General features: G+C 74.3%; 10 protein-coding genes. 4 read left to right on the plus strand and 6 right to left on the minus strand.

Going from position 1 to position 14,360, the window contains the following annotated elements:
* The first annotated feature begins 11 nt into the window (after positions 1-11).
* The 3 genes from HCN51_RS06460 (at position 12) to HCN51_RS06470 (ending at position 4,523) form a co-directional block, all read left to right on the plus strand.
* Positions 12-938: a pseudouridine-5'-phosphate glycosidase gene (locus HCN51_RS06460; RefSeq protein WP_168007764.1), complete on the plus strand. Its 927-nt coding sequence runs from the start codon at positions 12-14 to the stop codon at positions 936-938.
* Complete coding sequence (locus HCN51_RS06465) at positions 935-1,864, plus strand: PfkB family carbohydrate kinase (protein ID WP_168007766.1); 930 nt, start codon at positions 935-937, stop codon at positions 1,862-1,864. The genes HCN51_RS06460 and HCN51_RS06465 overlap by 4 nt, the downstream gene beginning before the upstream one ends.
* A gap of 79 nt (positions 1,865-1,943) precedes the next feature.
* Positions 1,944-4,523 carry a hypothetical protein gene (locus tag HCN51_RS06470; protein ID WP_168007768.1) on the plus strand — a complete coding sequence of 860 codons (2,580 nt, stop codon included), beginning with the start codon at positions 1,944-1,946 and terminating at the stop codon, positions 4,521-4,523.
* 57 nt (positions 4,524-4,580) lie between these two features.
* Here the strand turns inward: HCN51_RS06470 and HCN51_RS06475 are convergent, their stop codons facing one another.
* Positions 4,581-5,144: a helix-turn-helix domain-containing protein gene (locus tag HCN51_RS06475; protein ID WP_168007770.1), complete on the minus strand. Its 564-nt coding sequence runs from the start codon at positions 5,142-5,144 to the stop codon at positions 4,581-4,583.
* A gap of 62 nt (positions 5,145-5,206) precedes the next feature.
* Between HCN51_RS06475 and HCN51_RS06480 the strand changes: the two genes are divergently transcribed.
* Positions 5,207-6,613 (plus strand): erythromycin esterase family protein, encoded by a 1,407-nt coding sequence (locus HCN51_RS06480; RefSeq protein ID WP_168007772.1) that lies wholly within the window; start codon positions 5,207-5,209, stop codon positions 6,611-6,613.
* Positions 6,614-6,710: 97 nt separating this feature from the next.
* On the opposite strand, the gene HCN51_RS61140 is transcribed toward HCN51_RS06480, so the two are convergent.
* The 5 genes from HCN51_RS61140 to HCN51_RS06505 all read right to left on the minus strand — a co-directional run bounded on the left by HCN51_RS61140 (position 6,711) and on the right by HCN51_RS06505 (position 14,359).
* Positions 6,711-9,677 carry an AAA family ATPase gene (locus tag HCN51_RS61140; RefSeq protein WP_168007774.1) on the minus strand — a complete coding sequence of 989 codons (2,967 nt, stop codon included), beginning with the start codon at positions 9,675-9,677 and terminating at the stop codon, positions 6,711-6,713.
* 85 nt (positions 9,678-9,762) lie between these two features.
* Entirely contained in the window at positions 9,763-10,197 is a 435-nt protein-coding gene (locus HCN51_RS06490; protein WP_080036556.1) for a GNAT family N-acetyltransferase, read from the minus strand.
* Positions 10,198-10,243: 46 nt separating this feature from the next.
* Entirely contained in the window at positions 10,244-11,380 is a 1,137-nt protein-coding gene (locus HCN51_RS06495; protein ID WP_080036555.1) for an acyl-CoA dehydrogenase family protein, read from the minus strand.
* Between the two features lie 3 nt (positions 11,381-11,383).
* Positions 11,384-12,277, minus strand: a complete 894-nt coding sequence (locus HCN51_RS06500; RefSeq protein WP_168007776.1) for a hydroxymethylglutaryl-CoA lyase — start codon at positions 12,275-12,277, stop codon at positions 11,384-11,386.
* A gap of 12 nt (positions 12,278-12,289) precedes the next feature.
* Positions 12,290-14,359: an acetyl/propionyl/methylcrotonyl-CoA carboxylase subunit alpha gene (locus HCN51_RS06505; protein ID WP_206066628.1), complete on the minus strand. Its 2,070-nt coding sequence runs from the start codon at positions 14,357-14,359 to the stop codon at positions 12,290-12,292.
* Position 14,360: the final 1 nt, after the last annotated feature.

The raw sequence follows: 14,360 nt of genomic DNA on the forward strand, positions 1-14,360 counted from the left end.
CGAAACCCGTCATGCACAGCACCACCGACTCCCTCCTCCAGCCGTCCGACGAGGTCGCCGAGGCCCTGGCGGCCGGCGCGCCGGTCGTGGCGCTGGAGTCCACGATCATCTCCCACGGGCTGCCGCAGCCGCGCAACCTGGAGGTGGCGCGGGAGCTGGAGGGGGTCGTGCGGGCGGCGGGCGCCGTGCCGGCCACCATCGCCGTCCTCGACGGCGTGCCCCGCATCGGCCTGAACGAGCCGGAGCTGGAGCGCATCGCGACCGAGCCCGGGCTGCGCAAGCTGAGCCAGCGGGACCTGCCCCTCGCGGCGGCGCTGAAGGCCAGCGGCGCCACCACGGTGTCGGCCACCTCGTTCCTGGCCGCGCGGGCCGGGATCCGGGTCTTCGCCACCGGCGGCCTCGGCGGCGTGCACCGCGGCTGGACCGAGGACCAGGACGAGTCCGCCGACCTCGACACGCTCTCCCGCACCCGGATCACCGTCGTGTGCGCGGGCGTCAAGTCGATCCTCGACGTGCCGGCGACGCTGCAGCGGCTGGAGACGCGGGGCGTCAGCGTCGTCGGGTTCGGCACCGACACCTTCCCCGGCTTCTACCTGCACTCCTCCGGCCAGCCGATCGACTGGCAGATCGGCTCGCCGGACGAGGCCGCGGCCATCATGCGCGGCCAGGACGCCCTGGGCGGCCCCGAGACCGCGCTGATCGTGGCCAACCCCGTCCCCGAGGACCAGCAGCTCGACCCCGAGCTGCACGACCGCGTGCTCGGCGAGGCGCTGGCCGCCGCCGAGCGCGAGGGGATCAAGGGGCAGGCGATCACCCCGTTCCTGCTCGGCTACCTGGTGGACGGCACCGGCGGCGCCTCCCTGGAGGCCAACCTCGCCGCCGTGCGCGGCAACACCGCCCTGGCGGCCCGGATCGCCGTCTCCTGGGCCCGATCGTGACCGACAACGCCCTCCTGATCATCGGGGACGTCGTCACCGATGTGGTGGCGTTGCACGGCTCCCCCGTGATGTCCGGCACCGACACGGCCGCCGACATCGTGCTGCGCCCGGGCGGCTCCGGCGCGAACACCGCCGCCTGGGCCGCCCGCCTCGGCGCCGAGGTCCACCTGCTGGCCAGGCTCGGGTACGACAGCAGCGAATGGCACACCACCGAGCTGGTCAAGACGGGCGTGCAGCCGCACGTGACGGTGGACCCCCACCGCCCCACCGCCGTCGTGATCGCGATGGTGGACCGCAGCGGCGAGCGCTCGATGCTCACCAACCGCGGCGCCGGCGGCCTGATCTCCGAGGCCGACTGGGACCCGGCGCTGCTCGACGGCATGGCCCGGCTGCACCTGTCGGGCTACATCCTGTTCGCCGAAGCGGGGCTGGGCCTGGCCCGACGCGCCATGGCGGACGCGGCGGCGGCGGGCGTCGGCATCAGCGTCGACCCGGCCTCCACGGGCCCGCTGCGCGAGTTCGGCGTCGAACGTTTCATCGCGGAGACCGCGCCGGCGGACCTGATCATCCCGAACCTCGACGAGGCCCTCCTCCTCGCCGGGGCCGAAACGGCGCAGGCGGCGGCCGTACACTTGAGTGAGAGATACGGCACAGCGGTCGTGAAGCTGGGCGCGCGCGGCGCGCTGGCCGCCGTCGACGGAGAGGTGGTGGCCACCGCGGAGGGTGTGTCCGCCGAGGTCGTCGACTCCACGGGGGCGGGCGACGCGTTCGCCGCCGGGTTCCTCGCCGCGAAATTGCTCGGCGCCGACGAACAGGCCGCTTTGCAGGCCGGTTGCCGTGCCGGTGCCGAATGTGTGGCCCAGGTGGGCGGCCGTCCACGGTACGGTTTGGATCTGAACCGTCTTTACCCTATTCACACTGATTGATAGCTTGCCGCGTAGGCTGCACCATTAGCCACAGGCGTTACGGGCAGCAGCGGCTCACTGGGGAGGATAAGGTCCGCCGATGGAAGTCGAGTCATCGATCTGCCTGAGCGACCTAGTCCCTGCGCTGCGTTGGAGCCGCCCGCAGCAGGTGGCCGAGGCGCTGGGCGACCCGCGGCTGCCCGCGGGGTGGTGGTCCTCTCTCGCGCTGTCCAAAGCGCTCGGCACGGCGGGGCTCGACTGGATCTGCGAGCGCCTGGCCCGGCTCGCCTCCGCCCGCTGGGACCACCTGCCGCTCGCCGACCTGCTGCCCGCGCTGACGGTTCACCACGTCGACCCCTCCCTGCCCGGCTGGCCCGAGGCCACCCGTACCGCGATCACCGGCCTCGGCGGCTGGCAACGGCTGCGCCGCCTGTCACCCAGCGACCTCGCGACCCCGTCGGCCACGCCCGAGGTCGTGATCGGATCGGTCTTCCGCGAGATCCTCGGCCGCATCCCGGCCCAGCGCGAAGCCCCCGCCCCGGCCACCACGGCCCATCCCGAGGTCACCCGGCCGCTGCAGCGCGGCCAGTCGCCCGCCTCCGGCTCCTTCCCCGACCAACCCGCCCCCGGCACGGGCTCGTTCCCGGCCCAGCCCGCGGCCGGTCCCGGCGCCCAACCCCCGGCCGGTACGGGGGCGTTCCCCGCGCAGCCGGCGGCCGGATCGCGCCAGACCGGCCCCTTCCCGCTGCCCGCGGCCGCCGACGCCGGGCCCGGGGCGCGCCAGACCGGCTCCTTCCCCGCCGTACCCGGCGATCGCCAGACGGGTTCCTTCCCGGCGGTCCCCGGCGAACGCCAGAGCGGCCCGTTCCCCGCGGCGCCCGCCGCCGACGGCAGCTCGGGAGCACGTCAGACCGGCTCCTTCCCCGCCGTACCCGGCGATCGGCAGACCGGCTCGTTCCCCGCTGTTCCGGGCGAACGCCAGACCGGGGCGTTCCCCGCCGTTCCCGGTGAGCGGCAGACCGGCTCCTTCCCCGCCACGCCTTCCGAACGCCAGAGCGGCCCGTTCCCCGCAGCGCCCGCCGCCGACGGCAGCTCGGGAGCACGTCAGACCGGCTCCTTCCCCGCCGTACCCGGCGATCGGCAGACCGGCTCCTTCCCGGCCGTTCCGGGCGAACGCCAGACCGGGGCGTTCCCCGCGCAACCCCAGGGCGGGCCGCGTCAGGGGCTCGCCGGTGAGGGCGGCCTGCCCCAGCGCCCCGCCCCCGGCCAGCCCGAACGCCTCCCGCAGCGCCCCACGGGCCCGCAGTCGGGCCGCCAGGACCCGAGCGCCCTGCCGTCCCGTCCCGGCACGCCGGGCGCCCCCGGCACCTCGAACGTCCCGGGCACGTCGAACGCGCCCGGCTCGCCCTTGGGTGCTCCCGGCGCCCGCCCCGCCGGCTCCCCGGTTTCCGGCGCCCCCGGCGCACCGGGCACACCCAGCACCCCGGGCGCGCCCGGCACCCCGGGTGTCACCCCGCCCTCCGGCGGTCCGGGCGTCGGCTCGGTCCCGCCTGTCCCCGGCGGCCCCGCCGACCCCGCCAAGAGCACCCCGTCCTACTCCACCCCCGTCCCCTCGGACACCGACCACGCGATGGTCCGCGTCGTCGACAGCCTCTTCCGGGGCCTCGACAAGCTGGAGCTGGCGGTGGCCGTGCACCGGCTGTTCGCCGAGGACCCGGTCAGCCTCCGTACCCTCGCCCACAAGCTGCTGGTCGAGCGGGAGGCGCTCTCGCAGGCGCAGCGCACCGCCGAGGAACGCGTCCTGCAGTGGCTGCGCTCCTCCGAGTCCGCGCCGGTCACCGGCCACATGTTCCGGCTGACCGAGTGGCTGGGCGCGGCGGCCACGGAGGAGCAGCTCATCGGCGCCGACCCGGCGCACCCGGTGATGGTCCCGTCGCTGCGCACGCCGCTGTGGCGGGTGCTGGTGACGCTCATGCCCGACCGCCGCCTCCAGGACGGCTGGCTGGTGGTCGGCGACATCCACGGGCTCCAGGCCCGTACGAGGCAGCTGCTGGCGGCCAGCCCGCCGGACGCCGACGTCGTCGAGCTGATGGGCGAGCTGGGCATCCGCGCCCACTCGGCCAAGGCGTGGCTCGACGCCCTGCCGCCCGAGACGGCCCAGGACCCGGTGGCCGCGGCGCCGTCCCCGGCCCAGCCGCTGCCCCGCCGCACGCCGGGCGCCAACGGCCACCACCATCGGGGCGGCCAGCCCGTCCCGCCGGCGACGGCCGGCTCCATCGACCCGTCCGCCGCGCTCGCCACGCTGTCGGCGCTGTCGGGCGGCCGCTCGCCGATGCTGCCCACGGGCGGCCTGGCGGGCACCCCGTCCACGCCTCCGCCGCCGCTGCCGAGCCCGTCGTCCGACCCGCGCCGCTGGCAGCGCATCGAGGTCACGCCCGAGCACCTCAGGGGCGGCCCGGTGGCGGTGCCCGAGGGCTACGCGGCCCAGCTCGGCATGCGCCCCGGCACGCTGCTGTCGGTGACGGGCCCCGGCGACAACGCGATCGTCCTGGTATGGCAGGGACACCAGCCGGTCTTCGACTCGCTGCAGCCCGTCCTGATGCGCCTGAACGCCCGCCCGGGCGACCAGGTGTACGTCACGGTGGACGGCTACCGCCTGGAGGCCCAGCTCACCGCCTGACGCGATCATCGGCCAGGAGACTCGGCGCACCGCCTGACGGGACCATCCGCGCGGCGCTCAGCTCACCGCCTGGCCGGGTCCTGCGCCCGGCTCCGGTTCCTCCGTCGGGAAGAAGATCGCGCTCAGAACGTACGGCCGCCGCCCGTCCCCCGGCCCGTTCCCCGCCCGGGGCGCGAGCACCTGCCGCAGCTCGCCCGCGACCTCCTCCATCTCCTCCGGACGGAGCCACAGCGTGCCCTGCCGGTAGCCCACCCGGTCGGCCACGGGGTCGGCCGCCGGCCGGTCGAGGTAGGCGTTGAACTCGGCGAGCAGCGCCGCCATGGCCGCCGCGAACCCGTGGCGGTGCTCCTCCAGCGACATCGCCCCGGCCGTCTCGGGGTCGACGTTCGCGGCGCCCTGGCGCAGCCGGTAGTGGCGCTCGACCATGCCCCGTACGCGCTGCTCGCCCGCCACCTCCAGCAGCCCGCCGTCGGCGAGCAGGGCGACGTGCCGGTACAGGGTGGTCTTGGGGATGTCGGGCAGGCTCTCGCACAGCTCGGACGTCGTACGCACCCGCCCGCCCGACAGCGCCCACATGATGCGCAACCGAACCGGATGCAAGATCAGCTCCAGGGTGTCCATTTTCCAATGTTCCCATAAGTGGTACTGTTCCCAAAGTTGGAAACAGTGGAGAGGGGCACCCAGTGAACACGCATCCGGCGACACCACCACCGTCCAGGCTCAGCGAATCGGCGGTGATCCCCCTGCGCACGCTCGACCCCGCCGCCCCGCTCGACGACCTCACCTGGCTCGACGACGCGATCGGCGACGCGCGGGTGGTGGCACTCGGCGAGAGCGCCCACTACAACCGCGAGTTCTACGACCTGCGCCACCGCATCCTGCGCTACCTCGCCGAACGGCACGGCTTCAGCGCCTACGCCATGGAAACCGGCTTCACCGAGGCCTGGCGGGCCAACGCCTGGGTCACCGCCGACGCCAGGGCTGCGGACAGCTCTTCGGGCACGCCCGGGTCCCCGCGCGAGGGCGCCTCGGGCACGGATGGCGGTGACCGGCTCGGTGAGGTCATGGCGAGCGGGCTGTCCTCGCTCATGGGTGTGTGGCGGCAGCTCGGCGCCCACCTGGAGTGGATGCGCCGGCACAACGCCACCGCCGCACGCCCCGTCGGCTTCTACGGCATCGACCTGGGCGGCCACAACGCCTCCCTGCTCCCCGCCCTGGACGCCGTGCTCGCCTACCTCGCGCGGGCCGACCCCGACCACCGGGTGGACCCGGCCGTCAGGGAGACGGCCGCGGCCTTCGCGGCGACGTCCGCGTTCGCCGCGCCCGCGGCCCTGGCCGCCTACGCCCAGCTCCCGCCCGAGACGAGGAACGCGCTCACCGCCGGCCTGGCCGCCCTGTCCGCGCGCATGAGGGGCCGCCGCCTGGAGTACGCCCGCCGCACCGGCGCGGAGGAGTACGAGCGCGCGCTGCGCTGCCTGTCGCTCGCCGTCACCCTCGACTCGGGCATCCGCGACATGGTCTCCGGAGACCTCCAGAGCGTCATGTACGAGCGCGACGCCGAGATGGCCGACACGGTCGAGTGGATCCTGCGCCGGCACGACCGGATCGTCGTGGCCGCGCACAACGGGCACGTCCAGCGCTGGCCGGGCGTGCTGCCCGGGATGGACCCCGTGACCCCGCTGGGCATGCACCTGGCGGACCGGCTCGGCGCCGACTACCTCGTCATCGGCGCCACCACGGGCACCGGCCAGATGCTCAACTCCGACCCCGCCGCCTTCCAGTCGGGCGCCCTCTTCGCACCGATGGGCCCGCCGGACCCCGGCAGCCTCGACGCTCTCCTGCATGCCGGCCACGACGGCCCGTTCGTCACGGACCTGCGGCGGCTGTCACCGGCCGACGCGGAGGCCGTCCGCGCCGCCGCCGTCCAGCGCGCCGGGAACGGCCCGCACCACTCCCCCATCAGCGCTCTGGACGCCTACGACCTCGTGGTGCACCTCCCGCACGTCACGGCGGCCGACCCGGACGAGGCCGCCCTCGCCGCCTCCCCCGAGGAGGTGCGGGAGATCTTCTCCCACTACAAACCCCTGTGACGATCCCTCGCCAAGGGCCCGCACCCGGCCCGCGACAAAGCCCGGCACCCGCCACGCCGCCTCCGACGAGGAAGGCACAAGGTGGCAAGCACGGCCGTCAGTCGAACAGGCGCAGCCGGTGGGCGGTGGCCGCGGCCTCGCCGCGGGTGGCCGCGCCCAGCTTGGCCAGGATGTTGGACACGTGCACGCTGACCGTCTTGATCGAGATGACCAGCTTTTCGGCGATCTCGCGGTTGCTCCGCCCGCGCGTCACCTCCCGCAGCACCTCCAGCTCGCGCGCCGTCAGCCCGAGCGGCTGCCCGCCGGCGGGCTCTTCGGGGCCGCCGATCCTGGCGCGCCGGCCGAAGACGTCGAGCTGCTCCAGCAGCGGGGTGGCGCCGAGGTCGCGGGCCAGGTCGCGGGAGCGGGTGAGCCGGGCCGCCGCCCCCTGCCGGTCGCCGGCCGCGAGCGCCGCCTGTGCGGCGGCCAGCAGGGTGAGCGCTTCGGCGTACGGCTCCCGCAGCGCCTGCCATGCCTCCACGGCGAGGTCGCACGCCTTGAGCCGCCAGGCTGCCGCCTCATCGGCGTGCTCCGGCGCCGGCTCGGGGCCGGTCAGCGCGGTGAACGTGAGCCGGTGTGCCTGCTGCAGCTCGCCCTCGGCCACCAGCTGACCGGCCAGCGCCCGAAGGCGGGGCAGCAGCGACAGCGCCAGCCGCTCGACCGGCCCGAGGGAGCCCGCCCTGGGCTCACCGGCCTCGGCAGACCGGGACGGCGGCACCACGGCCCGGACGAGCTGGGCGATGGTCACCAGCACCGGCCAGGCGTAACGCGGGCTGCTCACCAGGTCGCGCTCGTCGAGCGCCCGCGCGGCCATCTCGACCGCCTCGCCGAGCTGCCCCCGCGCCTGCCGCAGCCGCAGCTCCCTGCACAGGTGGGGCAGCGTCGTCTGGTCGCGGTAGCTGCCCCGCGACAGCACGCTCTTGGACGACTCCAGCAGCTTCTCGGCCCGGTCGTACTGGCCCCGCGCCATCGCGATGTCGGTGGCGAAGCCCTGGAGGCTGGCCCGGTAGGGGGCGGGCGGGGCGAGCTCGAGGGCGTGCTCGACGACCTGGAGCGCTTCGTCCCAGCGCCCGAGTGACACCAGCGGCTCGGCGAGGTTGATCGACAGGAACGTGCCGGATGTGCGCGCCAGGCCGTACTGGCGGGCCTCCTCGACGCCGTCGCGGGCGACCTGCGCGGCCCGCTCGTGCAGGCCGGCGCCTTCGAGGGCGTCGGACTCGGAGATGGCGCACCGCATCAGCGCGTTGTAGGCGTCGCCGCGGGCGGCGATGCGGCGGGCCTCGGCGAAGGCGGCGAGCTGGGCGTCCATGTCGGAGTAGCAGGAGTCGCCCCAGGTGAGGCTGATCATCGCGTGCGCCTCGACGTTGGTGTCGCCGACCTCGTGGCCGATCTCCATGGCGCGGCGGGCGGTGGCCTGCCGCTCGGGCCGGTCTTCGGGGCGGTGGAGCATGCGGGACAGGCTCTCCAGCACCTGGCCGCGCAGCTTGAGCTGGTCGGCGGGCACGAGCTCGGCGGCCCTGCGCAGGTCTTCGACGTAGCCGGGGCGGCCCAGGTCGTAGCGGGTCAGGCCGCGCTGGCGCAGCAGCATGGCGGCCCTGATCGGCTCGACGCAGTGGTCGAGCTCGTCGAGGGCGGCGCCGGCCAGGGCGATGCTGCGTTCGTACTCGCCGGACAGGTGGGCGACGGTGGCCGTCTGCCGCAGGACGTCGATGCGGTCGTGGCCGATGCGCTCGGCGGCGTCGGGCACGGAGTCCCACAGCTCCAGGACTCTGGAGAGCATGCGGAGCTGCTCGTCGTAGGCGGTGGACTTGCGTGCGGCGGCGGCGGCGCGCCAGGCGCTGATCAGCGCCCAGGTGGAGTCGTGGGCGGAGTGCCAGTGGTGGGCCAGCTCGATCGCGCCGCGCGGGGCGGGCAGGATCGACAGGTCGCGCTCCAGCGCCTCGGCGTAGCGGGTGTGCAGGCGGACGTGCTCGCCGGGCAGCAGGTCGTCGTGGAGTGCCTCGCGGATGAGGGCGTGGCGGAAGCTGTAGCCCTCGCCGTCGACGACGAGCACGTTTCCGGCCACGGCGGGCCGCAGCGCGCGGGACAGCGTGCTCTCGTCGAGCCCGGCGACGGCGCTGAGCAGGGCGTGCTCGATGCGCTGGCCGCCGGCGCTGGCGACGCGCAGCAGCTCCTGCGTCTCCTCGGGCTGCCGCTCGACGCTGGCCAGCAGCAGGTCGCGCAGCGACTCGGGCAGCGCCTCGCCGCCGTCGCACTCGTTGAGCAGCGCCTCGACGAACAGCGGGTTTCCCTCGCTGCGCGCGTAGATGAGGTCCATGTCGGCGGGGGACGGCTCGCGCTCCAGGATGCCGGCCGCCAGGGCGACGGCCTCCCTGCGGGTGAGCCGGCGCAGCTCGGTGCGGGTCACCCACTCGACCCGGCCGAGCTCGGCGAGCAGCGGGCGCAGCGGGTGGTTGCGGTGCAGCTCGTCGGTGCGGTAGGTGACGACGATGAGCAGGCGGGCCGCGGTGCGCTGATAGCGCACGAGGAAGGTCAGCAGGTCGCGGGTGGAGCGGTCGGCCCAGTGGGCGTCTTCGACGATGAGCACCACCGGCCGCTCCTCGGCCAGCCGCTCCAGCAGCCCGAGCACCTGCTCGAACAGGCGCGCCCTGGCCTCGGGCCCGTCTTTGCCGGGCTCGCCGAACTCGGGCAGCAGCCGGGCCAGCCCGCGCGCGTTGCCGCCGGGCACGAGCGCGGCCACGGCGTCGCGGCCCAGCTCGCGCACCAGCCCGCGCAGCACGGCGGTGAACGGCGCGAACGGCAGGCCCTCGGTGCCCAGCTCGAGGCAGCCGCCGACGAGGACGCGCGCGTCACCGGCCCGGTGGTCGGTGAACTCCTTGATGAGCCGCGTCTTGCCGACCCCGGCCTCACCGCCGACGAGCACGGTGGACGACGCCCCGGCGCGCGACCTGGCCAGGGCGTCACCGAGAGCGGCGAGCTCGCGGGCACGCCCGACGAACAAGGGGCTCACGGCATGGATACTCACGCCCTAAGGATGCCATCCGCCTACGACAGAAACGCGCGCCAGTCCGGCCGTACGCGCTAAGCGGACAAACTCCCACAAACTGGACTCAACGCAGGACCTTGCGGAAGAAGGTGGCCGACGCCTCGTACCCCAGAGCGTGGTAGAACTCCGGCGCCCGCCGCGTGGCCATCGCCACGTAACCGGCCTGCCGGGAGCGCGCCCAGCGCTCGAACTCCTCCAGCAGCGACCGCCCGATCCCCTGCCGCCGCGACCCGGACTGCACCATGGCCTCCTCGACCCAGGCCACCGGCCCGTTCGCGAACAGCGTCAGGTGCACGAACCCGAGCAGATACCCGTGCACCCGCCCGCCCACGACGGCGGTGAGCAGCAGGGCGTCGTCGTTGGCCAGCAGCTGGGGCAGCGCGGCGTCGAAGGCGTCGCGCTCCGGCCTGAACGTCAGGCCGAACTCGCGGGCCAGCGCGAACACCTCGTCCGCGTCCGACTTCTCCGCCCTCCTGATGAGAAGATCGTCAGCCGTCATGACCAACGACCCTAGATCGTCGCATGCGCATGACGCAAACACCTGTTCACAGGTCGCCCAGCCCGAGCTGGCGCGCGATGAGCATCCGCTGCACCTCGCTGGTGCCCTCACCGATCTCCAGGATCTTGGCGTCGCGGTAGAAGCGGCCGACAGGGAACTCGTTCATGAACCCGTAGCCGCCGAACACCTGCGTGGCGTCGCGCGCGTTGTCCATGGCCGCGTTCGACGAGACCAGCTTCGCGATCGCCGCTTCCTTCTTGAACGGCACCCCGGCCAGCATCCGCTCGGCCGCGTGGTAGTAGGCCAGGCGGGCGGTGTGCGCGCGGGCCTCCATGTCGGCGATCTTGAACTGGATGGCCTGGTAGTGGCCGATCGGATGGCCGAACGCGCGGCGGTCGCGCACGTACGTCAGGCACTCGTCCACGCACCCCTGCGCCAGCCCGACGCCGATCGCCGCGATCGCGACCCGGCCCTCGTCGAGGGTCTGCAGGAACTGCGCGTAGCCGCGGCCCCGCTCGCCGAGCAGGTTCGCAGCCGGGACGCGGCAGTCGGTGAACGACAGCTCCCGCGTGTCGGAGGCGTTCCAGCCGACCTTGGAGTACTTCTTCGACACGGCGAACCCGGGCGTGCCGCTCGGCACGAGGATCGTGGAGATCTCGCGCTCGCCGGTCAGCGCGGCCACGCCGATGACGCCGGTGATGTCGGTGCCGGAGTTCGTGATGAACGCCTTGGTGCCGTTGATCACCCACTCCTGGCCGTCGAGCACGGCCGTGGTGCGCATCCCGCCCGGCACGTCGGAGCCGCCGCCCGGCTCGGTCAGCCCGAACGCGCCCAGCCGCTCCCCCGAGGTCAGCCGGGGCAGCCACTGCCGGCGCTGCTCCTCGCTGCCGAACCGGAAGATCGGCATCGCGCCCAGCGACACCGCCGCCTCCAGGGTGATCGCCACGCTGGAGTCGACCCTGGCCAGCTCCTCCAGGGCCAGGCAGAGGGCGAAGTAGTCGCCGCCCATCCCACCGTACTCCTCGGGGATCGGCAGCCCGAACAGGCCCATCGCGCCCATCTGCCGCACCACGTCGTACGGGAACTCCTCCCGCTCGTACAGGTCGCCGATCACCGGCGCGACCACCTCACGGGCGAACGCCTCGACCGTCTTGCGCAGCTCTTCGTACTCGTCGGTGAGCATGTCTCAGCCTTTCGAAAGCGCCTGTACGACGCGGGACGGGCTGGGCCTGCCGAGCAGCTCCGCCAGCCAGGTGCTGGTGGACACGAGCTTGCCCAGGTCGAGGCCGGTCTCGATGCCGAGCCCGCGCAGCATCCAGACCAGGTCCTCGGTGGCCAGGTTGCCGGTGGCGGACTCCGCGTACGGGCAGCCGCCGATGCCGCCCGTGGAGGCGTCGATGGTGGTGACGCCGCATCTGAGCGCTGCCAGGGTGTTGGACAGCGCCTGTCCGTAGGTGTCGTGGAAGTGCACGGCCAGCCGCTCCGGCGTGCGGAAGGCCCCGATCAGCTCCGTGACGTGGCCGGGAGTGCCGACGCCGATGGTGTCGCCGAGCGACAGCTCGTAGCAGCCCAGCCCGAGCAGCCGCTCCCCGACCGCGACGACCTGCGCGATCGGGGTCGGCCCCTCCCAGGGGTCGCCGAAGCACATCGAGACGTACGCGCGCACCCGGACGCCGTTGTCCAGCGCCCTGGCCACGACCGGCTCGAACATCTCGAACTGGCTCTCCAGGCTGCGGTTCAGGTTCTTCGCGGCGAACGTCTCGGTGGCGCTGGCGAAGATGGCGATCTCGTCCACGCCGAGGTCGAGGGCGCGGTCGAGGCCGCGCAGGTTCGGCACGAGCACGGGGTAGCGCACGCCGGGCTTCCTGTGCAGCCTGGCCAGGAGCTCGTCGGCGTCGGCGAGCTGCGGCACCCACTTCGGGTGCACGAAGCTGGTCGCCTCGATCACCTTGTGCCCGGCGTCGGCGAGCCGGTCGATGAGCTCGGCCTTCACCTCGACGGGGATGACCGCGGACTCGTTCTGCAGGCCGTCGCGCGGGCCGACCTCGTAGATCGTGACCTGGTGCGGAAGACCTTCCATCGGGTACGGCACCTACGCCTCCTCGCTGGTGACCACGGCGTCGCTGGTGACCACGGCCAGGACCGCGTCCATGTCGACCGGCTGGCCGGGCCGCGCGGACAGCTCGGAGACGACGCCGTCGCGCGGGGCCGTGACCGTGTGCTCCATCTTCATGGCCTCCACGATGAGCAGCGGCTGGCCCTCGCTCACCCGCTCGCCCTGCTGCGCCTTGACCACCAGGACGGTGCCGGGCATGGGGCTCCTGACGACGCCGTCGGCCGCCGCGGCGGCGCCGGCCCGGTCACCGGGGTCGCCGATGAGGTGCCGGGTGAACGACCAGGAGGCGCCGTCGCGGCCGAGCCAGAGGGTGTCGCCGTCGCGTACGCACAGGTAACGCGCGGTGCGGCCGCCGATCGTGACGGCCAGCTCGGCGCCGCTCCGCCTGATCCTGGCCGGGACGGCCGCGCCGTCGAGCAGCACGTCGGCGGACTCCTCCGGCAGGCCGCGGACCTGGGCCGCGTGCACGCCGTCCCTGGTCTCCAGCCGCCACGTCGTCCAGGCCCGCTCGCCGACCCGCCACCCGTCGGTGACCTCCCAGGGGTCGTCGCCCTGCGGCATGGCGTGGAAGGTCAGCGCGGCGGCGGCGAGCACGTCGCCGGGCGGGGTCGTGCTCTGTTCGGGCAGCAGCTCTGGCAGGGCGCGCTCGACCAGGCCGGTGTCCAGCTCGCCCTTGACGACGGCCGGGTGCGCGGCCAGGGCGCGCAGGAACGGGACGTTGGTCACCACGCCGAGGACCGCCGTGCCGGCCAGCGCCCGGTCCAGGGCCTTGAGCGCGGTGTCCCGGTCGGGGGCCCAGGCGATGACCTTCGACAGCATGGGGTCGAACTCGCTGCCGACGACGCCGCCCTCGACCAGCCCGGAGTCCACGCGAACGACCGGCCCGCCGCCCTGGCGGCCCGGAATCACGCCGCCCCGGCCGCCCGGGAGCCCGCCGCCTTCGCCGCCCGGGAGCGCGCCGCCTTCGCCACTCGGGAGCGCGTCGCCGGGCTCGCGCAGCGCCAGCACGCGCCCGCCCGTCGGCAGGAACGCGCGCGCCGGGTCCTCGGCGTACACCCGGGCCTCGACCGCGTGCCCGTCGAGCCGCACGTCCTCCTGCCCGAACGGCAGCCGCTCCCCGGCCGCCACCCGCAGCTGCAGCTCCACCAGGTCGAGCCCCGTCACCAGCTCGGTGACCGGGTGCTCGACCTGCAGCCGGGTGTTCATCTCCATGAAGTGGTAGGCGCCGCTGGTGCCGTCGACGATGAACTCGACGGTGCCCGCACCCACGTAGCCGACCGAGCGGGCGGCCTCCACCGCCGCCGCCCCCATGCGCGCCCGCATGGCGTCGGTGACGAACGGCGAAGGGGCCTCCTCGATGATCTTCTGGTGCCGGCGCTGGAGGCTGCACTCGCGCTCGCCCAGGTGCACGACGTTGCCGTGGGTGTCGGCCAGGACCTGGATCTCGATGTGGCGCGGGCTCTCGACGTAGCGCTCGATGAGCAGGGTGCCGTCGCCGAACGCGGCCAGCGCCGTGCGCCGCGCCGACTCCAGGGCTTCGGGCAGCTCGGCGGCCGACCGTACGAGCACCATGCCCTTGCCGCCGCCGCCGGCGGACGGCTTGATCAGGGCGGGGAAGTCGCGCCACGCCTCAAGCCCCGGCCCAGGTTCCGACTCTGCCGCGCCGGGCACCACCGGCACCCCGGCGGCCGACACCGTGGCCTTGGCGCGGATCTTGTCGCCCATCGCGTCGATGGCGGCGGCGGGCGGCCCCACGAACACCACCCCCGCCTCGGCGCAGCGGCGGGCGAACGCGGCGTTCTCGGCCAGGAACCCGTAACCGGGATGCACCGCCCCCGCCCCCGCGTCCACCGCCGCGCCGGCGATGGCCTCGATGTCCAGGTAGGAGGGCACCTCAAGGGCGAGGTCGGCCTCGCGGACGTGCCTGGCCCCCGCGTCGGACGGCGTGTGCACGGCCACGGACGCGATGCCGAGCCGGCGCAGCGTGCGCGCGATCCGTACGGCGATCTCGCCCCTGTTGGCGATCAGAACACGGTCGAACAGCATG

Origin of the sequence: Nonomuraea composti (genome assembly GCF_012034275.1) — a bacterium.
Classification (GTDB): Bacteria; Actinomycetota; Actinomycetes; order Streptosporangiales; family Streptosporangiaceae; genus Nonomuraea; species Nonomuraea composti.